The organism is Acetobacter oeni (assembly GCF_011516825.1).
Taxonomy (GTDB): Bacteria; Pseudomonadota; Alphaproteobacteria; order Acetobacterales; family Acetobacteraceae; genus Acetobacter; species Acetobacter oeni.
The window spans coordinates 183,767-205,105 of the sequence record NZ_WOTA01000005.1 but is presented as its reverse complement, the minus strand read 5'-3'; the positions used below and the strand labels follow the sequence as shown (position 1 = coordinate 205,105).

Here is a 21,339-nt window from a genome sequence, read left to right as displayed (position 1 = left end):
ACCACCTCCCGGCGCCTCGCCCAACGCGGGGCGCCGGTCTCTCATCACCCCGATATTATGCGGAGCAGAAACCAGCCCAAACCCGCAGAAAACCACCATCGAGGATCACCCGCTCCGCATAATCCCGGACTCCACATAATCAACCTTATGCGGTGCTCCGCATAAGGTGGAACTCGGTGCGGCCTGGACCCGCCGCTCCAACGAAGGCCGCACCTATCTGAGCCTGAAGCTGGACGATCCCTCCTTCGCCGCCCCGATCTTCGCCAACCTGTTCACCGACGAGGAAGGGGAAGGCTACACCCTCATCTGGACCCGGCCCCGCAGCCGGAACGGGGAGTAAGCTCCCACATCCAACCCCGCCCGGTCTCTCCGGGCGGGGCCTTCTGGGCCTTTTTTCCGCGTGATCTTCCGGGGCGCGGGCGACAGCGCTGGTCGCCCGACGTGAGAGGTCGGAGGACTATGGGGCTTTCCCTCAGCCTTCCCATTGTACCATGCGCACGGAAACCGCCTCAAGACACGCGGTCCCCCCAATTTTGCCCGACGCACCCTTCGGGCACACCGAACAAAATCGGCTCCCCCGCGTGCCGGCAAGCCGGTCGCCTACGGCGATCATTGACCCGGCTTCCGTGCGCATGAGGCGTCCGTCCTGTCTTCGACAAACGAAAGGAGCAGGACGATGACCACGCTACACGACCAGATCCAGATGCTACGTGCCGAACTGAGCAGCTTTCACCTGAGCCGCCGCGAGCGCCGGCAGATCGAGCGCGAACTGAAAGAGGCGCTGGCCCGGGTCGCGACAACGCGCCGCCGCTCGGAGGAATGAGCCCGGCGCGACGTTGATCTCCCGCACATCAGACGGGGGATTTTTACGGCAGCCCCATTAACGGGAGATATCTGCAATCCTCGCTATCAGACATGTCTTTTTTCTGGAATAACTACCGAACAGTACGTATTATAATGTCCCGTACTATTTGCCGGAGGTGGAGATGATTGTCATCGGGCTCATCTCGTGGGTCGTGGGGACCGGACTGCTCTGTTGGGTCTTCTTTACTCTTGTCTCAATGGCCGTGCCCACGATGGCCGGACTGATCGTCTTCTTCTGGACATATCGTATGGGTGCCGGATTTGCAGCCGTCTTTTTCGGTATTGTTGCAGGCATTTTTGTGCTGTGGCTGTTTCGTGTCGTGCTCACGTCGATCCAACGTCCAGACATCCGACTTGCCGTGGTGCTTGCCTTCTGTCTCCCGGCTTCTATTGCCGGATACTCGGCCACGGCTGGCCTCGTCCAACTCGGCAATCCCTCGCCGGTCTGGCAGGCTATTCTGGGAATGATCGGTGCAGCAATGGTTGGGGCGGCCTCCTTTGCCCGCCTGGCCCCCGAAGCCCGTCAAGGCAACGGAACGTTCCTTTATCGGCACGATTAGCGCGTGCCTCACATTATTTCCTTCGACGGACGCCGTGCGCTGACCATATGCCGCTCGTGATGACCCGCGGCTGACGCGTCACTGTAATGGCAGGAGATTGGCCGACGATGCAGACGCGACCTGACTGGCATACTTCCGGATTTCTTGACAGGGCGCTCACGCTCGACCTTCCTGATTTCGCACAGGAGTTCCTCTTCCTGAATCAGGATTATGTCCGTGGTTATCGAACGCTTGCCAAATACGAAGACGCTGACGAGGTAGTCCGTGAGCGAAATCTGCACCTTTTTGCACGCCAGTGGGGGCTCCGATTTCCCTGTTGATCCTTCGATCCCCGCGTGGTGCGTCCCCGCGCTCTGGGCACCGGAGGCACTCTCGGCCGTCATCGCGCTGGTCCGCGCGCCCGAAATCTATTCGGCCGCGCATTTTGCTCCGCTGATCCTGACGCCGCAGATCAACGCAGTCCGAGCGGACGATGGCCTCCATGTCATCGTAGGGGACCGGAGTGGACCACTCCGGCTGTGGATCTCCGATGATTGCCACGAACGGGCAGCCGTCGTGATCCCCCTTGATGAATCCTGCTGGGTTCGCCTGCATCATTTGCGTCGCTTCATCGAGCGTCTGTATGGCCGGACGGCAGGTCCACTGCCCAACACCTTTCGGCCTACACGCTACAGGATCAGGCGGCTTGCCCACGCGCTGCAGGCTCTCACCGCCAAACAGGCCGGGGCCACGGCTCGTGACATCGCGGCACTGACGGATCCGGGAGTGAAGACCCTGAGCGGTTCCATCTGGAAGGACGTTCACCAACGTGCGCGCGTCGAGCGTCTGCTGACCCTTGGTGAACAACTTGCTGCTGGCGAATATCTCGCCCTGCTGCAATACGGCCGGCGCCCGTTTCCGACATCGGCTTTGAGAGCAGCCCGCTAAGAACATCGAGATTTCTCCTTCAGATATCGGGGCATCTTCTGTCCTGCGCAAGATCACCGGACATCTTGAACGTAGTGCATCTTCGGTGTTCAGGGGGTGGACGATTTCTTGGGACACCCCCTGTTTTCGTCCACCACCCCGAGCGTTTTTTTTCGCCAGTCTCCGCCCCAGTACGCGGCGTTACGCCACGTCCTGTTTCAGTGGAGAACAGTCATGGTCCGAAAAAGACCCCAACCGAGACCGGCACGGCATCTGCGAACCCCACAGGCTGCCGAATGGCTCGGTATTTCACCAAGAACACTCGAGCGATACCGCACAATTGGCGGTGGCCCCGTCTTCTATAAGCTGGGTAATCGCGTCACCTACACGATCGGCGACCTGAAAACGTGGGTTGAGAACGGCATTTCAAAGTCCATTTTCTCTAAAAACTATATCCTCATGCGTGCGGGCGTCGCGCGGCGCGGAAGGGGGCGATCATGACCCCCTGCATGCCCCGTCAGTTCATGTCCAACGCGTTCTTTGCGCTGGGGAAGGGACGCCGCCGTGCTCCGCTGCGCTTCAGGCAGGGCGGTCAGAACATCCTCGTTTCGTCTCCTATGGCTCTTGCGACCATATGGGACGCTGACATCCTGATCTGGGCGACATCAACGATGATCGCGGCGCAACGTTGCGGCGCGCCAATCCCCGCGGTCCTGCAGGCTACACGGTACGAAATCCTCGGATTCCCCCGTCGTGACGTTTCGGGCGGATATTACGAGCGTCTGCCAGACGGTCTCGAACGCCTGAACCGGACCAACGTCGTCATCAGCTCATCCGAATGGATTGATGAGCAGACCGGCGCTCCATGGATCGAAGACTGGCGGATCTCCGCCGGCGTCGTTCACATCCGTCTCGCAGCCTGGTTGCGCGAGGCGGTCCTTGCGCCCCGGGCCGTGCTTGCGCTCGACCCGGCCTACTTCACCCTCACCAGCGGCTTCGAGCGCCTGCTCTACCTGATCGCACGCCGGCATGCGGGACGGCAACGTGACGGCTGGGCCTTCGAGGTCGCCCATCTTCATCGCAAGACCGGGATCACCCAGACGCTTGTCGCATTCGTGGCTCTCCTTCGACGTGTGGCCCGCAGCAACACGCTCCCCGGTTATCGCATCGAACTGTCCGACCTGAACTGGCCAGAGCACGTGCGCTTTCGACCAATCGGCGACCGATCTGTGGATAAACCTGTGGGTATCCCTGTCGGTATTTTTGATCGGACACGCCTATCGACAGTCGAATCCACGCCTATCGCATGCGAAAATCATGGATAAGGGACTGGAAAATAATGACAAATCGCCTCTCTCTAAAGAGTCTAAATAGAGACTCTTTGTACATGCATACCGCGCGCGACCCAATGCATGGTCCATGGCGTGCGGTCTTCTCCGTGCCTCAAGGCGATCGCGGGCACTGCGGCGACAGCGGAACCGATCCGCATTTTTCGTCCCCGATCCGGCTCAGCCCAAGCCGTCGCCTTGCCCGACCGCTCAACGGCCGCTGCCGGTTGGTCGGTGTGGAGGCCCCGTCATGACGTTGCTCTGCGGCGACTGCCGCGACGTCATGCCGGCGCACGGACCATATGACCTGATCGTCGCTGATCCACCTTACGGCGAGACGTCCCTGTCCTGGGATCGTCGCATCGCAGGCTGGCTACCGCGCGCGGCACAGGCCCTGACGCCCTCCGGTTCGCTCTGGGTGTTCGGCTCCCTGCGCAGCTTCATGGCGACGAGCGGCGATTTCCGCGCGGCCGCTCTGCGGCATGCTCAGGAAATCGTCTGGGAAAAGCAGAACGGCAGCGTGTTCCATGCCGACCGGTTCCGTCGTGTCCACGAACTGGTCGCGCAGTTCTACCCTGCCTCCGCACGCTGGCAGTCCGTCTACAACGCTGTCGCGACAACGGATGACGCCCGGGCGCGGGTCGTGCGTCGCAAGAAGCGTCCCCCGCATACCGGCGCGATCCCGTCCTCGACCTACCGTAGTCTCGACGGCGGCCCGCGCCTCGCCCGCTCGGTGCAGCGCTTCCGTAATGCTCATGGCCGAGCCATTCACCCCACCGAAAAGCCCGTGGCGCTGCTCGACCTGCTGGTGCGGGTGAGCTGCCCGCCCGAGGGTCTTGTGGGCGACTGGTTCGCCGGATCCGGCGCCGCCGGTGTCGCCTGCCGGCTGGCCGGCCGCCGCTATGTCGGCTGCGAGATTGATCCCGACATGGCCCAACGCGCCCGTGATCGCCTTGCCGCCATTCTTCCGTTTCCCGTCGGAGAACCGTCATGAACGATCTTCGCTCCCCCCTCGGCGCCCAGCTCGATCTGGTCTGGATCGAGACCCGCATCGAGCACTGGCTGCTGTTCGGTTGCCCCGAGACAAGTGTCAGAATTGACCGCCATAGGCGCCGCGTAAGTTTCGCCGCAGGCGATGTATTCGCCCTGATGCGCTGGCTTGCCAGCGACACGGGCGCCGTCACGGTGTCTATCGACATCATGCGTGCCATGCCGCCGGGCGAACCATGGGCTGTCCTGCCATGGATCACCGGCGCTGCCGACAGGCTGCTGCGCCAGACCGGTGATGCGCCGGTCCGGGCGGTGCTCGAGACGATCCGCCGCATCGAGCGGCAGGGCCTCGATCCTCGCGCTGTGTGCCCGGACTACTGGCGCGATCTCGACGAGCGCTTGCGGACCAGTCGGCCCGCGCCACCATATGGCCGTGCCCGGCATGAGGCGTGGCTCTGGCGGAGGGCTGCGTCATGACCCGCCGCGCCTGGCTCTTCACCACGTATTTCGCCACTCTCACGACTCTCGCGACGACTGCCGTTGAACCCGCCCCGCATTGGGTGTGGAACGCCACCGCCAGCGTGCCGGTGGGTCTCTATCGGGTCACACCCACTCCGGCGCTGCACGTCGGCGACATCGTGGCGCTGCATCTGCCCGAGCGCGATGCGACGTTGCTGGCCACGCGTGGCTATCTGCCCTTCGGCGTGCCGCTACTCAAGCCGGTGGCAGCACTCACCGGTCAGACCGTCTGCCGCCTCGGCCCGCACGTCACGATCGACGGCAAAGCGGCGGGTGACGCCAAACCCGTCGATCATCGGGGGCGTCCGTTGCCCGTCTGGCGTGGCTGCATCCGTCTCGGCCCGGGACAGGTCTTTGTCATGAACCCGGCGGTCCCGACCAGTCTCGACGGGCGCTATTTCGGCGTCCTGTCGGCCGACACGGTAATCGGTCGCGCCACGCCCGTCTATCTCTGCACAGGTGACGCCGAACCGCCGCCCCCGCGTTTCGAACCCCTTCCGGATCTGACGGATCCGGGTCGACGACCACCCACGATGATGGTGCGTCCCGCTCCCGTGAAGAGCGCCTGGCCTCCGCTGGAGTGACGCCATGACGCTGTCCGCCATCATCTCAATTCTCGACAGGAAAGCTTTCAACCCATGAGCCAGATCGGTTTCTTCACGCGCACGGCGAGCGGCTTCGCCGGCCGCCTGCGCACTCTCGCCCTCGACGCGGAACTGACTTTTGCGCGCGTCGAGAATACGGACGCGGAGAACGCCCCCGACTATCGCATTCATCTCGGTGACAGTGCCGAAGCGCCGGAGATCGGGGCCGGCTGGACCCGCACCGGAGAGCGCGCTGGCGAATACGTCTCGGTGCTGCTGGACGATCCGTCGCTCGCCCAGCCGATCCGCGCCACCCTGTTCCAGGCCGGTCGCGGCGGCCGCGTCTGGAACCTTGTCTGGGCGCGCGCCACAAAGCGTCAGGGAGGCCGGGAATGACACTCTCCCGTCTCCGGCTCGGCTATGCCGATCCCCCTTATGTCAACTGCGCCCATCTCTACCCCGGCACCGGAGCGGTGACGCGGGCATGGGAGTCGTGGCGCCGGAAATTTGTCCTGCCGCAGCTCTCCCTCTCGCCGCCGAAGCATCGCCCGGATGATCCGTCGCTAGACCTGCTCACACCGGAGGATTTCTGATGAGGGGGGCGGCTTTCTGTCGAACGGGCGGCCTGGCGCTCGCCCGGTTCGGGCTCGCGCTGGTGCTCTCGCCGGTTCCGGGGCACGCACAGGATCTCGACGGGCTGGTGCAGGAGGCCGCCGCGCAGGCTGCTATTCCGCCGTCGTGGATCCGTGCGGTGCTACGCATCGAGAGTGACAGCGATCGGCATGCCGTGTCGTCGGCGGGCGCCATGGGGCTGATGCAGATCATGCCCGGCACGTGGCGTGAGCTGCGCCATACCCTCAATCTCGGCTCAGATCCGTTCGACCCGCATGACAACATCATCGCCGGCGCCGCCTATCTGCGCTGGCTGCACGATCGTTATGGCGATGCCGGGTTTCTGGCTGCCTATAACGCCGGTCCCGGGCGTTATGACGACCATCTGGCAACCGGTCGATCGCTGCCCGACGAGACGCGGGCGTATGTCGCTGCGGTCGCACGGCGGATGGGGGATGACGCTGTTCCGACATTTCCTCGCCAACTGCCGGAAGCCTCGCCAGTCTCACACCTCTCCACCGAGAACCTGTTCGTCGGTCCTGTGCGGGCTCCAACGCGTGGGATGATGACGACAGGCGCGAGCCTTGTCCCACCGGCTTCATCATCGGGCCTCTTCGTTTCGGTCGGCTGGAGGGATCAACCATGACGGGATGGCGCATGCCGGTCCTTTTCTGGCTGCCGGTTCCGGATTGGGATGGGTGCAGGGGGACGCTGGGGGAGGGGGTAGCGTATATGCCAGCCGTAATCGGGCCTGAAAGGTCTGTGAAGGTTGGAGACATCGCAGGCCGGGAAGAGGATAAGGTTGCCGGAGTGAAACGGCAGCGCGGGAGGCGTGCGATGGAATTCTTTTGCGGTCTCGATGTGTCGATTGACGAAACGGCAGTCTGTGTCGTCGATGACAAAGGTCATGTGCATCTGGAAACGACGGTGGCGACGGACCCGGAAATGATCCGGGCAGCATTAAAACCGTTCCTGCCGCGTCTGCGCCGGGTGGGTCATGAAGCAGGTTCGCTGTCTCCCTGGCTGCATCCCGAGATGCTGGCGCTGGGTCTGCCCGTCGTGTGCCTGGAAACGAAGCACGTGCGCGCAGCGATGTCGGCCCAGCGCAACAAGACGGATAAAGCGGATGCCCTTGGTATTGCTCACATCATGCGTACGGGATGGTTCCGTGCCGCCTATGTCAAAAGCGAGGAAGGATACCGGCTGCGTCTGATCCTGACCCAGCGTCGTGCGCTCAAGCGCAAGTTTCTGGATCTGGAAAACACCATTCGTCATTCGCTCAAGGTGTTCGGCATCCGTCTTGGGCGTGTGTCCCGCGGGCAGTTTGATGCGGCCGTGCGCGAAGCCGTGGCCCAGGATGCGCTGACCCGTGACCTCATGGAAGCCATGATGCGTGCCAAGGCCGCGCTTTGGGAAGAGTATGTCCGGCTGCACAAGCTTGTGGTGAAAATTGTCGCAGGTCATGAAATCTGCCGACGCTTTCTTGCCATTCCCGGCGTGGGTCCGGTGACTGCGCTCAGCGTCATGACGGCCATTGATGATCCTTCACGGTTCCGTCGCTCGCGTGACGTTGCTGCCTATTTTGGCCTGACCTCGCGGCGGTGGCAGTCGGGCACAAGCATTGACGTGCAGGGGCGCATCAGTAAGGCGGGCGATCCGGATGTGCGCCGCGCGCTCTATGAAGCCGCATCTGCTGTCCTGACGCGCTTCAGGGGGCGCGACAGGCTGCGAAGCTGGGGACTGGAACTTGCGAAACGGTCCTGCCATCGCAAGGCAACCGTCGCGGTCGCGCGCAAGATGGTCGTCATCATGCACGCCATGTGGGTCGATGGCACCTTCTATTGCGGAGATGCCACGGCCTCCGATGAGGAGCGGGCCATGCACGCTGCCAGACGGCTGAAGGATCATCTTGGTGCACTGGCATGACAGATGATCTGCAAAAAATTGTTCCATCACGGCTCATCATGACCGTGGTGTTCTGAACAGGGAGATCCGCTGTGGCGGATGGGGAATGGTGCAGTCGAGGACGACGGGAAGCACGATATCTTGCCTGGGACGCCTGCTGGTGAACGCCACCTGCGAACCCGCGCAAATGCCTGTGATGATGCTCCGTGAATCCGACAGTGAAATGCGCCGCGACGACAGGCAGCCTGTCCATCACCGATAGGACAGCACACGCATCGTCGCTGAGCGCGGAAGAGTGCACGGCGTACCACGAACCTTCAATCGCAGAGGAAAGACAGGTTCAGGGGAAGAACAGATCGTTCACAAACGTAGTAACAGAAGGGAGAGGATAGATGAAAACCTTGACCAGAAAGAACGCCCGATTAAGAGGGCAGGATAAAAGCCGCGAGGTGCGGCACGGTTGGGGGTGGTTTTGTGGCGGATTTCTGCGGATTTCCGCCACTCTCTGCGAGGTGCGCTCCGCTTTGAAGCCTGCGCTTCCCGTTTCTGGCGGTTTACCGCCATTTCGCGCACATCGCGGGCATTAACATGAAAAATGACGATGATTTCCGGGTTCGGCCCGGACGCATCCGTTCCCCCCGTTCCCAGCGGGCGCGCCCTTTCATCGCGCAGGCCCTAGCTGCAACCCAGCGTGCCGGAGGCATGGGACGCGGACGTCAGGGAACCGGTGGAGGTGGTCGCTCGACCTTCGGGCGTGGTCGTGTCGCGAGCGCGCATGCCAACCGCTTCCTCACCAGCCGCTCGCGTGGGGTGGTGATCAAGGCCCGCGTGGTGAAGCATGGGCCACGCGCCGCACCGTTGACCCCGCATCTGCGGTATCTGCGCCGCGAGGGCGTCACGAAAGACGGCGAGAAGGCGAAGCTGTTCGGCCCCGACCAGGATGAGGTCGATCCCAAAGCGTTCGCCGAGCGCTGTGCCGATGATCGTCACCATTTTCGTTTCATCGTGTCGCCGGACGATGCCGTCGAGATGGCCGACTTCAAGAGTTTTACGCGCGACCTGATGACGCAGGCCGAGCACGACCTCGGCACGAAACTCGACTGGGCGGCCGTGGACCACTGGAACACCGAGCATCCCCACATCCATGTCATCGTGCGTGGCAAGGCGCAGGACGGCGAGGACCTGGTGATCTCCCGTGATTACATCCGCGAAGGCATGCGTGGCCGCGCGCAGGAACTCGTGACGCGCGAGCTCGGGATACGCAACGACATTGAAATCCGGCGTACAGTCGAGCGTCAGGTCGAGGCGGATCGCTGGACGCAACTCGATCGGCAGCTTCAGCGCGACGCAGGTGAGCACGGAATCATCGACATGCGTCCCACGTCCGATCGCCGGCCCGATACGTTCGAGGTGCTCAAGGTCGGTCGTCTCCGGCGCCTGGAAGGACTGGGGCTGGCGCAGCAGATCGAACCCGGTCGGTGGGCGTTGGAGGAGCACGCGGAGGCCACGCTGCGCGAGATGGGCCAGCGCAACGACATCATCAAGCGGATCCACCGTGGTATCGCCGAGCAGGGCGTCGATCGGCCGCAATCCTCATGGGTGCTGGCCGGCGAAGAAACCGAGCACCCCGTCATCGGCAAGCTGCTCGGCCGCGGGCTGGCTGACGAGTTGAAGGGTACGGCCTTCGCGGTGGTGGATGGGATCGATGGGCGTACGCATCACGTTCACCTCCCTAGCCTGGAGGCGACAACGGATGCTCCTATGGGGGCAATCATCGAACTGCGCCGGTTCGACGATGCGAAGGGACGGCAGCGTTCTGCGTTGGTGGTGCGGTCGGACTTCACGTTGGAACAGCAGATTGAAGCGCAGGGGGCCACCTGGCTGGATCGGCAGGCTGTAGCGAAGGAACCAATTGAATTGGGGGGCGGCTTCGGGCAAGAAGTTCGTGATGCCGTGCGTCAGCGCAAAGATCATCTCGTCCAGCAGGGTCTTGCACACCGAGAGGGCCAACAAGTGGTATTCCGGCGCGGACTTCTGACCACGCTCCGCGATCAGGAGGTGAGGGCAGTAAGCGAGAAACTTGCACGGCAAGAGGGCAAGACGTTCGAGGAACTCAGGACGGGTGATCACGTCGCTGGAATCTATCGTAAACGCCTCGTTCTTGCGTCAGGACGATACGCGATGGTCGACAGCGGGCTAGGATTTCAGCTTGTGCCATGGACACCAGCCATCGAGAGGCAAATTGGCAAGGCCGTTGCGGGAGTAATCCACGCAAAGGGCACCGTTGAATGGGAACATTATCGAGACCGACAGGCAGGTATCTCGCTCTAGCAGGCTGTCGGGTTGGGGTACCTGCCTCTGGCGATCTGGGGTAAGCTTTCAGGATGAGCAGCTTCATCCCGTTTGATCGATCGCAGCCGTATCTTCTGCCACCGGATCTGAAGTCGTGGCTTCCTGCTGACGATATGGCGCATTTCATTGTCGCAGCTGTTGAGCGGGTTCCGATGAGTGCGTTCTGCGTGCCAGTACGCACGGGAGGCAGGGCGCAGTATCACCCGCGCCTGATGCTGGCCCTTCTGATCTTCAGCTATGCGAACGGGTTGTTTTCCTCACGCCGGATCGAGCGGGCGACATATCGCGACATCGGGGTGCGCTTCGTGGCGGCGAACCTGCATCCGGATCATGATACGATTGCGACCTTCCGCCGGACGAACCGGACAGCCATTGAAGCTGCATTTGCGCAGGTCCTGCTTCTGGCGCGCGAGACGGGTCTGCTGCGTCTGGGTGTCGTATCGATCGACGGCACGAAAATCGATGCCGACGCTTCGAAATACCGTTCGGTGCGCTACGACCGGATCAGGGCGCTGCGCGAACAGCTGGCGGTGGATATCGCGAAACTGATGGACCAGGCGGAGCACGCGGATGCCACAGACAGCGATCCGCAGGCATTGCCGGAAGCGCTTGCCCGACGGGAAACACTGAAAGCGAAGCTGGACGAAGCCTGCGCCCGGCTGGAAGCAGATGCGAAGGCGCAGGCCGAGGCGGCGCGACCGGCATACGAGAAAAAGAAGGCGGTGTATGACGCAAAAACAGGGCGTCGCGGCCGGGCGCCCAAACCGCCCGACGATGAACCACCACCCGACCGGCAGATCAGCCTGACCGATCCCGACAGCCGCCTCATGCGGCGTTCGGATGCCCACGAGTTCCGGCAGGCTTACAATGCCCAGGCCGTGGTCTGCGCCGAAGGCAGCCAGCTGATCGTGACAACCGACGTTGTCGCTACGTCAGCGGACGCGCCATCCTTTGCCAGCACCGTGCTGTCGATGGAAAACACGATCGGTCTCCCAAAGACAGTGCTCGCCGACACCGGTTACGCCAGCGGGCAGGCGGTCCGGGACCTGCGGAAAAAGGGCATTGATCCGCTGGTCGCCATCGGACGGCCCTGTGCCCGCAGGCCATATGATTTCCGACCACCTCCTGAAAACAGGGAACCACGCCGGATCACCGGACCCTGGCGGCTTGCCATGAAGAAAAAACTGGAAACCACAAAAGCCGGAAATGTTTACAGACTACGAAAACAGACCGTTGAACCGGTCTTTGGAATTATCAAAAGCATCATGGGCTTCAGAAGATTCAGTCTGCGCAGCCTTGCAAAAGTCACGACCGAATGGACACTCGTCGCTCTCGCATACAACTGCAAAAGAATGGCACGGCTTCAGGCAGCATAAGCCGGGTCAGCCTCGGCGTTATCAGCCGCAAAATGCCCAACCCGACAGGCTGCTAGAGGGTGTTATGCACTTTGCATGAGCAGGTTAGCTGCGTTTCTGAGCATGAAGCCTGCGAAGGCGATGATGTGCATTGCAGCCAGGGTTGAGGCACAGCGTTCATAGTCTTTGACCAGCCTTCTGCATCGCGTGGCCCACGCGAAAGACCGTTCCACAATCCAGCGACGGGGCAGCAGCACAAAACCCCGTTTAGCCTGAGGCAGCCTGACGATTTCGAGAGTGATGTCGTGCTCTTTTGCTGCATTGGCTGCTTTTGATCCGGTATAGCCCTGGTCAGCCCATGCCAGTTCAACGCTACCGTCTGTCGCCTGCTGAATGGCTTGCGCGAGCGGACCGACTTCTGCCCGGTCATCCCTGTTTGCCGGTGTGACGTGCAGGGCCAGAAGATGCCCAGGGTATCGACCGCCATGTGCAGCTTCGATCCGTTCTTTCTTTTCGCGCCATCATACCCGGCGCGCGATCCACTCTCCGGGGTCGAACGCAGTATCCGGCTGTCGATAATCGCCGTTGTCGGCTCAGCCTGTTTTCCTGCAGCCAGCCGCAGCACAGCCCGGAGATCGTGGACAACAGCCTCGAAACATCCCGCTTCCATCCAGCGCCGGGATTGCTGGTAAACCGCAGTCCAGGGCGGAAGATCGTTCGGCATCGCCCGCCATGCAATACCGTAACGGATCACGTAACGAAGACCGTTGAACAGTTCCCGCAGATCATGATGGCGTTGTTCCGCGTCTTCCTTCATCAGAAGAAGATATGGAATAATCAGAGACCATTCTTCGTCACTGATATCAGATGGATACGGCCTGCGTGCAGTAATCATCCATCTTTACTGTACCATTCACACACGAAAGTAAATAAAACCCTCTAGCGGCACATTGCCGTCGATACGGATGGCCGGTTGCTTCTGGTCAGGCTGACATCTGCCGATATTTCGGATAGCGCGGGAGGGCAGATGATCCTGGATGCCATCCGCAAACGCTGGGCGTGGGTGAAGCATCTGTTCGCAGATGGAGCCTATGATCGCCTGCAATTGATGGACAAGGCCGCCTTTCTCGACTTCACCGTCGAGATCATCCGACGATCAGATATGGCAAAAGGGTTTGAAATCCTGCCGCGTCGGTGGGTTGTTGAACGAACATTCGGCTGGATGATCCGCTGGCGCCGACTGGTGAAGGATTACGAACAACGTATTGACGTTGCAGAGGCCATGATCCACATCGCCATGGGAAGCCTCCTGTTACGCCGAAACGCTCATCCGTGAATTTCCAAAAGGGCTCTTAATGCCTTGATAATTGATCCCATATCAGTAGTGCTACCGAACGGCCTACCAGATCACTGTTCACGAAAATGACAACTTTTGAAATTGCTCAAATAAATTACTTCACGCCAGAACTGTCAGCGGTTTCCAATAGTTACAAAAAATTTTCTACAGAGCTGGATTACAGATCCCATAGGCGAACCAGCCTCCTGACGGATAGAAGTATCAAACAGCCATAGCTGTGCTCGGAAACGTTTTTCTCTTTTCCTGCTTTATCACAGAAAGAGGACTTACGTCGTATTGAGACGAAATCGTTTGAATAGCACAAGACTGGAGGATAGATCATGCCGCGTGGAGACAAATCCGCCTATACGGACAAGCAGAAAAGACAGGCTGAACATATCGAAGAGGGCTATGAAAAGCGTGGCGTCAGCAAGGACGAAGCGGAACGCCGCGCATGGGCCACCGTCAATAAGGAAACGGGTGGTGGCAAGAAGAGCGGATCGGGAAGAGGTCACACCGTAACACACGAACCGTCGCGGAAGGGCGGCAAGGCTGGCGGGGCGGCGTCTGCACACCGGCCAGCGGAAGACCGCTCCGCTTCAGCGAAGAAAGCTGCTGAAACACGTAGGAAAAACGAGAAATAGCAGGATATTGGAACTCAGTCGGGACGACCGAATACGCGGCGGAGTACTTTTTGGCTGTCCAAAACCTGACGTCTCTATGGAGAAAGCGAGTGCCCTGCCCAATTGATATAGAAAACCAGCATCGACATGGCTCCTTGCAAGGCATATTGAAGGTTTCTACCGGGCAGAAAAGCGTATATCAGTTGTGTCACGTCTGCCGGACGGGCCGGATGAATCAGCCGATAGACAAGCTGTTTTCGGGGGCGACGTCAGCATTATATGCGATCGGGAGCGGGGTAATGGTAGTCATGGGCAGCATATCTGAAACGCTCTCGTGATTTATGCCTGCACAGACGTGATGAAAGCGGATAATTTACAACATTTTATACCCATTATGGTTTCGAACCTGTAGGTTTTCGGAAAAGAAATTCTGCTCCTTTCTATATCACGAAAGAGGTTTTCTTCTTGGATAGCGGGAAGGTTTACTCTCAGCGATTTCCGTAATTGTCCGTCCTGATCTGATAGAAGCAGGCTGTTCTTCAAGAATGTCCGGATCGTCGGGACTGCGGGCTGCGTCATCAGCAGCTTTGATCAGCAGCCAGTTGTCGCGTTTATCCTGGGGTTTGCCTTTCATCCGGATCAAATACCAGCGCCCGGTGAGTTTTTCTCCGTGCAGCTCGAAATCGAGATGTCCTTCCGCCAGCCCTTTTTCAGGGTCTTCGAGCGAAGTCCAGGTTCCTCGATCCCAGACAGCCACCGTGCCACCACCATACTTTCCTTTAGGGATCGTGCCTTCGAAATCACCGTAGTCCAACGGATGATTTTCGACCTGAACAGCGAGACGCCTCTCACCCGGGACAAGACTCGGCCCCTTTGTCACCGCCCAGCTTTTCAGAAAGCCATTCAGTTCAAGACGAAAATCGTAATGTAGTCGTCGCGCATCGTGCTTCTGAATGACGAAGCGGTTTCCCTCTATCAATGAACCTTCTCCTGATAAATCTGATATTTTTCTGAAATCATGATTTCAGATATAGATTTCCGGATATACGGTTCAGCTCTCTTTACAGCAGTCGTGTGATGACCAAGAACGGGTGCCCGTTTTTGTTCTGTGGGACGGTTTCATCAGAAGCAGAGGAGCACGCTCAGAGGCCAACACGGCTGGCAGGAAGCAACCGGACATATCAAAGTCTCCCAATCCACGATAATACCTTTCCTGCTTGCCTCGGTGGCCATGCCAATACCTGTCCGCCGTAAGCATCGGATGAACGCGTCAGAATAAACGCATGTTCCGGCCGCATGCGATCAGTCCGATGTCAGGACCCGGTCTATGTCAGCAGAGGTTCTGCGATTCAGATCAGAAATCAGAATCATAAATCCCTGCCTATTAGAAACGGATTTTCGAAAAAATTCAGGACGTTATTCCGATAGGCTCTCTGCCATTTTCAGATGCTCTTCAAGAGTAGGTATGGTATCTCCGGCCCATTTCTTCAGTGCTTCATTTTCACCGCTCTTCGCATACCGCCGGAAAAGCGACAGGGCATCCTCATGAGCGGAAATCTGATCCTTACGATACTGTCTTACAAAGCTGTCGCCATGGAGACCATGCAATGTATCCAGCTTTCTTTTGTGTGTATCATCGACGGAAGCCGGAGGCGTGGCTGCCATATTGTTGGCACTGAGAAGCTGCTTCAGTTCTGCCGAGGTTTTCTGGTGATCCGCGATCATTCTCGACGCAAATGTTTTAAGCGAAGGATCTGATAGAGCCATCTGACTGGATTGAATCTCAAAAAGATCACTCCAGGAAACACTCTGAATGAAATCATCCGTTTTTGGAGCAATTCCCATCATGGAATTCACGCCCGTTCGCTCCGGAAGAGACTGCGCCAGAGCTGGCGTTGAGAAACACAATGCTATGGCGAGAAAGTAGGCTTTTTTCATAGGAGCTTTCCTTTTTCAAAACATACGACGTATTTTGTAGGATTATCGAAATGCAGAGAGAGTCACGAGATTATCTATTCCTGCATTTTTTAGGATTACATTTCTGCTTACTTTTTTTTACTGAAAGTGATGACGTATCAACTTGTAAAAGATAACCCCGCAAAGCGGATAAAATGCAAACGATACGGTCAGCTGAAAGTTTCACGGTTCTGATCGCATCAAATCACTTGTAGTACATTTTTTCTAAAACCAAGAAACTTTCTTTCCTGATGACCTTTGGGAATACATTCTCAAGGAGAAAACACCATGTCATCTGAAGAAAAATTCTCACCCCAGCATCAAGCTGTTCCGGGAGATACAGAAAAAATGAATCCTATTCCCGATCATGGAGAAGAAAGCTATCGAGGGTCAGGAAAACTTTCCGGAAAAATTGCTTTGATAACTGGGGCAGATTCCGGAATAGGCCGGGCGGTCGCGATTGCCTTTGCTCGCGAAGGCGCCGATATCGCAATCGCTTATTTTACAGAAGACAAAGATGCTCAGACCACCGCTGACTGGGTGAAAAAGGCAGGCCGCCGCGCTATCCTGATTCCAGGAGATATCCAGCTACGATCGCATTGTAATGAGATAATAAAACGCACAATCGAAGAATTCGGGCAACTGGATATTCTTGTCAATAATGCTGCCCACCAGAAATCCGTGACAGATCTTTCCGAAATTGATGAAAAAGAACTCGACACAACATTTCGCACGAATTTTTACAGTATGTTCTTTCTATGTCAGGCAGCCTTACCACATCTGCAGAGCGGCGCTTCGATTATCAACACGAGTTCGATTAACGCGGCCCAACCTTCTCCTCACCTGCCCGTCTATGCCGCGACAAAGGCAGCTATCTCCAATTTCACAGTCGGTCTTGCGCAAATGCTGGGAGAACGGAATATCCGTGTTAATGCTGTTGCTCCCGGTCCTGTCTGGACACCTCTCATTCCGTCCACAATGCCGGAAGAGGCTATTACCGAATTTGGTAAAAACACCCCTCTTGGACGAGCGGCCCAGCCGGCAGAATTGGCCGCTGCCTATGTGCTGTTCGCGTCAGACGAGAGCAGCTATACGACTGGAGCCGTTCTTCCTGTGACCGGAGGCAGACCAATGCTCTGATCGCGATACGACGGATGAAATCTGGTGAAACCCATTTGCTTGCAGGACCGGTAAAGGTCCTGCCCCGGTATCTGCCGTGGACTATATATAAATCATTTTTTGATATTTTTTACCGGCATTTCCACAAGCTGCAATTGAGGCACTGTACCGCTCTCCCACGAGTTTGCGCCCACCGCGACATCCGGCGTTGGTATATCGGCACGGTTCTTTCTTTCACTCTGAGTGGAAAGCCCGAAACGCCTGTCCCGATCATCCAGAAAGGACTGTTGTATCTGACCATCTTTGGTAAACCCCATCATCAATTGAGGGATGCCAAGGGGAAGATCATGATCCCGATCTATCTGCCAAGTGTGCCATGTTTTCCCGTAAGTTGTCACGAGATCCGTCATGAAAGCATGTTCCGCTGGATTGGGAACATCGGGGGCGACAAGCATTCCTGATTTCACCTCATACTGGTGGCTATGCCACAATTTCTTTTCATCTTCAGGAAGAGTTTTAAATATTCTTTCGCTGACAATATATTCAACACCAATAAGTCGGGCGTTTGTCTGATTCGCTTCATAAATGACGCATTGATGGAAATCCTCAGTCAAATGCGTACAGAAATGATTGGCTTCGATCTGTCGTCCCATGTCATCAGCATAAAAGTGAAATCCATTCAGATACTCACTCATGGCATCAATCGGTTTTTTCACCTGCAAAGCATCAGCCGCTGTGTCGAGAACATGGCTTTTTACTGTTTTCGGACTTCCCGGGACGGGCGCTATGTTTTTATCTGCTGCATCAGCTTTGCGTCCAATGATGGCCGAAACCGGAGCAGCAACAAGGGCTGCGGTAAGTGTACGGTTAAAACAGCGTCGACAGGTAAAGTTATGAAGAAACGACATAGTCTGTCCTTTCAATCAGTATGTGCCATGCTCACCACCATAAAGCGCCTTACCTTCGGGAGTTGCGTTATGTCTTTCTTGCCTGTTTAATAATATTAAAACACTCATTATTACATAATTGGCACGCAAAATATCAGTAGAGAACTCTTCTTCCCGCCCCCATCGCAAAGATCAGAAGTTCAATTGCCCTGTCTGTTGCAGCATCTGAATCCGGTCTGCGGTCCGTAACGCAATGGCCGTGATGGTCAGCGATGGATTGACACCACCCGTTGTTGGGAACACGGATCCATCACAGATCCATAAATTGGGAATATCCCAGCTCCGACAATCGGCATTCACCACACTGCTCTTCCGATCGTTCCCCATGCGTGCAGTGCCCGCCAGATGGTTCGTATCGTTTTCCTGCCGCCAGATGTCTTTTGCCCCGACCAGTTCCAGACTGCGTTGCATTTCGCCAAGAGCATGCTGAATCATGGCTTTGTCGTTATCGTGCCAGGAATAGGTCACGCGTGCGACGGGCAGGCCATACCGGTCCTTTTCGTTGGCAAGAGAGACCCTGTTGTCAGGATGCGGCAACATTTCTCCAACCATTTTCAGTCCGACCTGATGATTATAATCCGCCATCTTTTCACGCAGTGGTGCACCCCATAATTTGCGGGAACCCGACATGGCAGCGGACCATTCGACCGGCAGCGGCCCCTGCGCCATCCAGCAATAGCCGCCATGGAAGTCCTTTCGGTCATCATAGTTCCAGTGCTCGGTAATGGTCAGTGAGGGCGGCCCTTTGTTCCATCGGACCATTTCATCCATCACGCCATAAACGGCCTGATTCGATTGCGTCATCAGATAACGACCCACAAGACCTGAACTGTTGGCAAGCCCGTCACGAAACCGGTCAGTCGCGGAGTTAAGCAGCAGGCGCGGCGTTTCAATTGCGTACCCAGCCACGATGACATTTCTGGCCGCCTGAAAGTGCCATGCTCCGTTGCGGTGATAGTGAACGCCGCATGCCCGTCCTGCCGCATCGACCTCGATCCGCCCCACCATTGCAAGGTCACGGATTTCCGCGCCTGCCGCGAGCGCTCGTGGAATGTAGGTAACAAGCTGGCTCTGCTTAGCGTTTGTCGAGCAGCCAACACGACAAAAGCCACGATAAACACAGGAAGGAGAATCTCCGCGCGGAGCGGAAACCGTCGCCAGCGGCGTTTCTGCCCATTTATAGCCCATGGCCTCAGCGCCCCGTGCCAGCACTTCCGCAGCACCATTGATTTCGTGAGCACGATAGGGATAACGAGGCCGTTTCGGCCCCCAGGGATAGGAAACCGGTCCGGCAATAGACAGATCATGTTCTGCCTGCGCGTAATAACGCCACATCTCACGCCAGTCGAGCGGCCAGTCGGTGCCATAGCCCAGAAGGGTGCGCGATCTGAACCATTCAGGCCTGAAACGGAGCGAGACCATGGCATAATGCACGGTCGAGCCACCAACGGCCCGACCGCTGTTGTTCGCACCCATTTTTAGCGGATTGGCACCGTCAACGAGCCTTTCGTCAGTCCAGAAAAGCTGGCTCTGACTGGCTTCATCGGAAGCAAAGTCCTCCAGCGGCCGGAAATAGGGACCAGCATCGAAGCCGATCACCGAGTATCCATATTCCGCAAGCCGCGCGATGAGCGGACCGCCCCCCGCTCCTGTTCCGATCACAACGAAATCCACCGGCTCACGCTGCGGATATTCCTTCATCGGCACCCAGGCGCCGGGATGAAAAACGTCTGGCGCGCGGCCACGAGCAGCCCTTGGTGTGATCAGCGGATCATCGGACACGCTGGTTCTCCCTGCGAACACGTGTCTCGTCACCCGGTCCCGCCTCAACCGGTTCCCATGGGTCGCGCCGGCCATTCTGCATCCGAACATATCCTCGCGGACCGGCCGGTCCTCCGAAGCCGATCTCATTCCAACTTGTCGGATGAGCATAATAGGCGGCGATGATGTCACTCATCACATGCTCAGAAAAAAACAGTGATGCATCCATACCACTCCATACGGATGCGTCCGACTGGCCCGTTTCTGCCCGATGCAGAAGTTCGTCCTGCTGTCTTTCCTTCAGGTTATGGAAAGAGTGTTCGTAACGCAGACACGCCTCGGCTTCGAACGCAGCAAGCCCCTTTTTCCATGCTTCGCGCTGAGGCGGCAGGGCAGCGTTACGAAATCCGTTACGGGCATCATTTTGCAGTTTCTGGTCGATATAGGCCGCCAGCGGAATGGGAGGACGGTTCTGCGGCTGGGGAATGATACGCTCGCAGATCGCCACAAGCGTGTCCCATTCCATCTGTCGCAGGAAACGTGGTTCCCGGGGAACGCCAAGACGGGCGTCCATGACCTTACGGGTTGCATCGTTCCACGACAGCGAATGCCGCTTTGCCATTACATCATAACCGGGATAGCGATTGCGCTCAGTCATCCGGATGATTTTCCAGCAGGCTCAGTGCGGCCAGACCGGCAAGGGCCAGGCCCGTAAACGCAGGTGGGGCGGGTATGGGCGGCCCATTGAGAATGTTCTGCTCCCAGTTGCGCCATCCGCCCATGTCGCGTCCGACGCCGATGGCGTGAAAGGCGGAACCGGACAGACCGAGGATGGCGGTGGCACGCAGCCACCAGCGTGTGGCGCGCCGCTCCGTGCCTGCTGGCCCAAGCGCCGTCCGCCCCAGAACCAGCGCTGTGACCGGCGGCATGGTGACCGGCAGATACATGAAAGGATCGTGGAACCCACCCCGAAAATGCAGCAGCCCTGCCTCACCTGTGGTCCCGGCCATACCAAGCCCGGACGCGATACCGACGACACGCCCGGCAGGAAGGCCCCAGACCATGGGGGTCTGTCCGGACGGTGTCTCCCGCACCCGCTCCGACAGATAACCGAGCAGACCGGAGAGACCGATCGCCATCGGTGCGCCGACAGGCGCACCATAAAACAGGTTCTGCCACGAAACGCCGCCAGCTTTTCTGCGCACATTGAACAAATGAAAGCCGGTGCCGGCCAGACCGGCAATAGCCGTGAGAACATAGACCGTGTCACGCACCACATGGGGCATCTGACGCTGGTCCATTGTGCCATGTGCGCTAACGCCCAGTGCCATGGCGGCAGTCACCAGTGGTGTATACATCGCCCTGTTCCTGAACTGTCCCCGATAATGCTCCAGCGCGCTGTCAAACAGAACAGACAGCGCAAGTGTTCCTGCTGCCCGGTTAAGGCGGCGTGCTGCCAGATTGGCTTTAGCGAAATCAGGCACCGGAGTTTTCGTCGGAGAATGGGCTACTGTCGGCTGAGAACGTGAATATAGCGCGCCCACGAGAGCCGCGCCGGTCAGCGAGCCGAGCAACGCAAGAGCGTTACGTGGAGCACCAGTAGGAGTGCGGGTATTGACCAT

General features: G+C 58.3%; 23 protein-coding genes and 3 pseudogenes. 19 read left to right on the top strand and 7 right to left on the bottom strand.

What is annotated here, in order from left to right:
* Positions 1–163: 163 nt before the first annotated feature.
* From GOB90_RS05495 to GOB90_RS05425, 16 genes and pseudogenes are all read left to right on the top strand, one after another.
* Positions 164–340 (top strand): annotated as a pseudogene (locus GOB90_RS05495) (DUF736 domain-containing protein); the annotation flags it as partial.
* 336 nt (positions 341–676) lie between these two features.
* A complete protein-coding gene (locus GOB90_RS05490) occupies positions 677–823 on the top strand; it encodes a hypothetical protein (RefSeq protein WP_162853394.1) in 147 nt (48 codons plus the stop codon).
* Positions 824–986: 163 nt separating this feature from the next.
* The gene (locus tag GOB90_RS05485; protein ID WP_146891167.1) at positions 987–1,424 is read left to right on the top strand and encodes a hypothetical protein; all 438 of its coding nucleotides are present in this window, start codon (positions 987–989) and stop codon (positions 1,422–1,424) included.
* Between the two features lie 86 nt (positions 1,425–1,510).
* Positions 1,511–1,744, top strand: coding sequence for a transcriptional regulator domain-containing protein (locus GOB90_RS19765; RefSeq protein ID WP_375790355.1), 234 nt, complete (start codon positions 1,511–1,513; stop codon positions 1,742–1,744).
* The gene (locus GOB90_RS05480; RefSeq protein WP_261766004.1) at positions 1,689–2,351 is read left to right on the top strand and encodes a DUF2285 domain-containing protein; all 663 of its coding nucleotides are present in this window, start codon (positions 1,689–1,691) and stop codon (positions 2,349–2,351) included. The genes GOB90_RS19765 and GOB90_RS05480 overlap by 56 nt, the downstream gene beginning before the upstream one ends.
* A gap of 213 nt (positions 2,352–2,564) precedes the next feature.
* On the top strand, positions 2,565–2,831 hold the full coding sequence (locus GOB90_RS05475; protein ID WP_123809135.1) for a helix-turn-helix transcriptional regulator: 267 nt from the start codon (positions 2,565–2,567) through the stop codon (positions 2,829–2,831).
* The gene (locus GOB90_RS05470; protein ID WP_146891170.1) at positions 2,828–3,655 is read left to right on the top strand and encodes a replication initiator protein A; all 828 of its coding nucleotides are present in this window, start codon (positions 2,828–2,830) and stop codon (positions 3,653–3,655) included. Before GOB90_RS05475 ends, GOB90_RS05470 begins: the two co-directional genes overlap by 4 nt.
* Before the next feature lie 253 nt (positions 3,656–3,908).
* The gene (locus tag GOB90_RS05465) at positions 3,909–4,652 is read left to right on the top strand and encodes a DNA-methyltransferase (protein WP_146891173.1); all 744 of its coding nucleotides are present in this window, start codon (positions 3,909–3,911) and stop codon (positions 4,650–4,652) included.
* The gene (locus tag GOB90_RS05460; protein WP_146891177.1) at positions 4,649–5,125 is read left to right on the top strand and encodes a DUF2840 domain-containing protein; all 477 of its coding nucleotides are present in this window, start codon (positions 4,649–4,651) and stop codon (positions 5,123–5,125) included. The genes GOB90_RS05465 and GOB90_RS05460 overlap by 4 nt, the downstream gene beginning before the upstream one ends.
* The gene (locus GOB90_RS05455; RefSeq protein ID WP_146891180.1) at positions 5,122–5,751 is read left to right on the top strand and encodes a S26 family signal peptidase; all 630 of its coding nucleotides are present in this window, start codon (positions 5,122–5,124) and stop codon (positions 5,749–5,751) included. The genes GOB90_RS05460 and GOB90_RS05455 overlap by 4 nt, the downstream gene beginning before the upstream one ends.
* Positions 5,752–5,805: 54 nt before the next feature.
* Entirely contained in the window at positions 5,806–6,147 is a 342-nt protein-coding gene (locus GOB90_RS05450; RefSeq protein WP_086898667.1) for a DUF736 domain-containing protein, read from the top strand.
* Complete coding sequence (locus GOB90_RS05445; protein ID WP_086898668.1) at positions 6,144–6,344, top strand: hypothetical protein; 201 nt, start codon at positions 6,144–6,146, stop codon at positions 6,342–6,344. Before GOB90_RS05450 ends, GOB90_RS05445 begins: the two co-directional genes overlap by 4 nt.
* Positions 6,344–7,009: a lytic transglycosylase domain-containing protein gene (locus tag GOB90_RS05440; protein WP_086898669.1), complete on the top strand. Its 666-nt coding sequence runs from the start codon at positions 6,344–6,346 to the stop codon at positions 7,007–7,009. The genes GOB90_RS05445 and GOB90_RS05440 overlap by 1 nt, the downstream gene beginning before the upstream one ends.
* Positions 7,010–7,200: 191 nt before the next feature.
* Positions 7,201–8,289 (top strand): IS110 family RNA-guided transposase, encoded by a 1,089-nt coding sequence (locus GOB90_RS05435; RefSeq protein WP_146891257.1) that lies wholly within the window; start codon positions 7,201–7,203, stop codon positions 8,287–8,289.
* Positions 8,290–8,856: 567 nt separating this feature from the next.
* Positions 8,857–10,599 carry a relaxase/mobilization nuclease domain-containing protein gene (locus tag GOB90_RS05430; RefSeq protein WP_146891183.1) on the top strand — a complete coding sequence of 581 codons (1,743 nt, stop codon included), beginning with the start codon at positions 8,857–8,859 and terminating at the stop codon, positions 10,597–10,599.
* A 53-nt stretch (positions 10,600–10,652) separates the two neighbouring features.
* Positions 10,653–11,996 carry an IS1182 family transposase gene (locus GOB90_RS05425; protein ID WP_146891186.1) on the top strand — a complete coding sequence of 448 codons (1,344 nt, stop codon included), beginning with the start codon at positions 10,653–10,655 and terminating at the stop codon, positions 11,994–11,996.
* 62 nt (positions 11,997–12,058) lie between these two features.
* Here GOB90_RS05425 and GOB90_RS05420 read toward each other — a convergent pair.
* Positions 12,059–12,870 (bottom strand): annotated as a pseudogene (locus GOB90_RS05420) (IS5 family transposase).
* Between the two features lie 48 nt (positions 12,871–12,918).
* Between GOB90_RS05420 and GOB90_RS05415 the strand changes: the two are divergent.
* Positions 12,919–13,311: pseudogene (locus GOB90_RS05415) on the top strand (IS5 family transposase); the annotation flags it as partial.
* A gap of 341 nt (positions 13,312–13,652) precedes the next feature.
* Entirely contained in the window at positions 13,653–13,955 is a 303-nt protein-coding gene (locus GOB90_RS05410; protein WP_146891189.1) for a plasmid stabilization protein, read from the top strand.
* A gap of 424 nt (positions 13,956–14,379) precedes the next feature.
* Here GOB90_RS05410 and GOB90_RS05400 read toward each other — a convergent pair whose 3' ends face one another.
* Together GOB90_RS05400 and GOB90_RS05395 are read right to left on the bottom strand one after the other, a co-directional pair.
* The gene (locus GOB90_RS05400; RefSeq protein ID WP_146891196.1) at positions 14,380–14,940 is read right to left on the bottom strand and encodes a DNA polymerase ligase N-terminal domain-containing protein; all 561 of its coding nucleotides are present in this window, start codon (positions 14,938–14,940) and stop codon (positions 14,380–14,382) included.
* 410 nt (positions 14,941–15,350) lie between these two features.
* The gene (locus tag GOB90_RS05395) at positions 15,351–15,872 is read right to left on the bottom strand and encodes a DUF4142 domain-containing protein (RefSeq protein ID WP_146891199.1); all 522 of its coding nucleotides are present in this window, start codon (positions 15,870–15,872) and stop codon (positions 15,351–15,353) included.
* Between the two features lie 306 nt (positions 15,873–16,178).
* Here GOB90_RS05395 and GOB90_RS05390 point away from each other — a divergent pair, with 306 nt between their 5' ends.
* The gene (locus GOB90_RS05390; protein WP_146891202.1) at positions 16,179–17,030 is read left to right on the top strand and encodes a glucose 1-dehydrogenase; all 852 of its coding nucleotides are present in this window, start codon (positions 16,179–16,181) and stop codon (positions 17,028–17,030) included.
* Between the two features lie 92 nt (positions 17,031–17,122).
* On the opposite strand, the gene GOB90_RS05385 is transcribed toward GOB90_RS05390, so the two are convergent.
* The 4 genes from GOB90_RS05385 to GOB90_RS05370 form a co-directional block, all read right to left on the bottom strand.
* On the bottom strand, positions 17,123–17,917 hold the full coding sequence (locus GOB90_RS05385; RefSeq protein ID WP_146891206.1) for an OBAP family protein: 795 nt from the start codon (positions 17,915–17,917) through the stop codon (positions 17,123–17,125).
* Between the two features lie 171 nt (positions 17,918–18,088).
* On the bottom strand, positions 18,089–19,738 hold the full coding sequence (locus GOB90_RS05380) for a GMC family oxidoreductase (protein ID WP_146891209.1): 1,650 nt from the start codon (positions 19,736–19,738) through the stop codon (positions 18,089–18,091).
* On the bottom strand, positions 19,728–20,375 hold the full coding sequence (locus GOB90_RS05375) for a gluconate 2-dehydrogenase subunit 3 family protein (protein WP_146891212.1): 648 nt from the start codon (positions 20,373–20,375) through the stop codon (positions 19,728–19,730). The genes GOB90_RS05380 and GOB90_RS05375 overlap by 11 nt, the downstream gene beginning before the upstream one ends.
* Positions 20,368–21,339, bottom strand: coding sequence for a hypothetical protein (locus GOB90_RS05370; RefSeq protein WP_146891217.1), 972 nt, complete (start codon positions 21,337–21,339; stop codon positions 20,368–20,370). The genes GOB90_RS05375 and GOB90_RS05370 overlap by 8 nt, the downstream gene beginning before the upstream one ends.

Coding starts and splice junctions, on each gene's coding strand:
- GOB90_RS05490 (WP_162853394.1), top strand. CDS start 677: ATGACCACGCTACACGACCAGATCCAGATGCTACGTGCCGAACTGAGC.
- GOB90_RS05390 (WP_146891202.1), top strand. CDS start 16,179: ATGTCATCTGAAGAAAAATTCTCACCCCAGCATCAAGCTGTTCCGGGA.
- GOB90_RS05425 (WP_146891186.1), top strand. CDS start 10,653: ATGAGCAGCTTCATCCCGTTTGATCGATCGCAGCCGTATCTTCTGCCA.
- GOB90_RS05370 (WP_146891217.1), bottom strand. CDS start 21,339: ATGGTCAATACCCGCACTCCTACTGGTGCTCCACGTAACGCTCTTGCG.
- GOB90_RS05375 (WP_146891212.1), bottom strand. CDS start 20,375: ATGACTGAGCGCAATCGCTATCCCGGTTATGATGTAATGGCAAAGCGG.
- GOB90_RS05470 (WP_146891170.1), top strand. CDS start 2,828: ATGACCCCCTGCATGCCCCGTCAGTTCATGTCCAACGCGTTCTTTGCG.
- GOB90_RS05445 (WP_086898668.1), top strand. CDS start 6,144: ATGACACTCTCCCGTCTCCGGCTCGGCTATGCCGATCCCCCTTATGTC.
- GOB90_RS05430 (WP_146891183.1), top strand. CDS start 8,857: ATGAAAAATGACGATGATTTCCGGGTTCGGCCCGGACGCATCCGTTCC.
- GOB90_RS05465 (WP_146891173.1), top strand. CDS start 3,909: ATGACGTTGCTCTGCGGCGACTGCCGCGACGTCATGCCGGCGCACGGA.
- GOB90_RS05410 (WP_146891189.1), top strand. CDS start 13,653: ATGCCGCGTGGAGACAAATCCGCCTATACGGACAAGCAGAAAAGACAG.
- GOB90_RS05440 (WP_086898669.1), top strand. CDS start 6,344: ATGAGGGGGGCGGCTTTCTGTCGAACGGGCGGCCTGGCGCTCGCCCGG.
- GOB90_RS05475 (WP_123809135.1), top strand. CDS start 2,565: ATGGTCCGAAAAAGACCCCAACCGAGACCGGCACGGCATCTGCGAACC.
- GOB90_RS19765 (WP_375790355.1), top strand. CDS start 1,511: ATGGCAGGAGATTGGCCGACGATGCAGACGCGACCTGACTGGCATACT.
- GOB90_RS05385 (WP_146891206.1), bottom strand. CDS start 17,917: ATGTCGTTTCTTCATAACTTTACCTGTCGACGCTGTTTTAACCGTACA.
- GOB90_RS05455 (WP_146891180.1), top strand. CDS start 5,122: ATGACCCGCCGCGCCTGGCTCTTCACCACGTATTTCGCCACTCTCACG.
- GOB90_RS05435 (WP_146891257.1), top strand. CDS start 7,201: ATGGAATTCTTTTGCGGTCTCGATGTGTCGATTGACGAAACGGCAGTC.
- GOB90_RS05485 (WP_146891167.1), top strand. CDS start 987: ATGATTGTCATCGGGCTCATCTCGTGGGTCGTGGGGACCGGACTGCTC.
- GOB90_RS05395 (WP_146891199.1), bottom strand. CDS start 15,872: ATGAAAAAAGCCTACTTTCTCGCCATAGCATTGTGTTTCTCAACGCCA.
- GOB90_RS05460 (WP_146891177.1), top strand. CDS start 4,649: ATGAACGATCTTCGCTCCCCCCTCGGCGCCCAGCTCGATCTGGTCTGG.
- GOB90_RS05450 (WP_086898667.1), top strand. CDS start 5,806: ATGAGCCAGATCGGTTTCTTCACGCGCACGGCGAGCGGCTTCGCCGGC.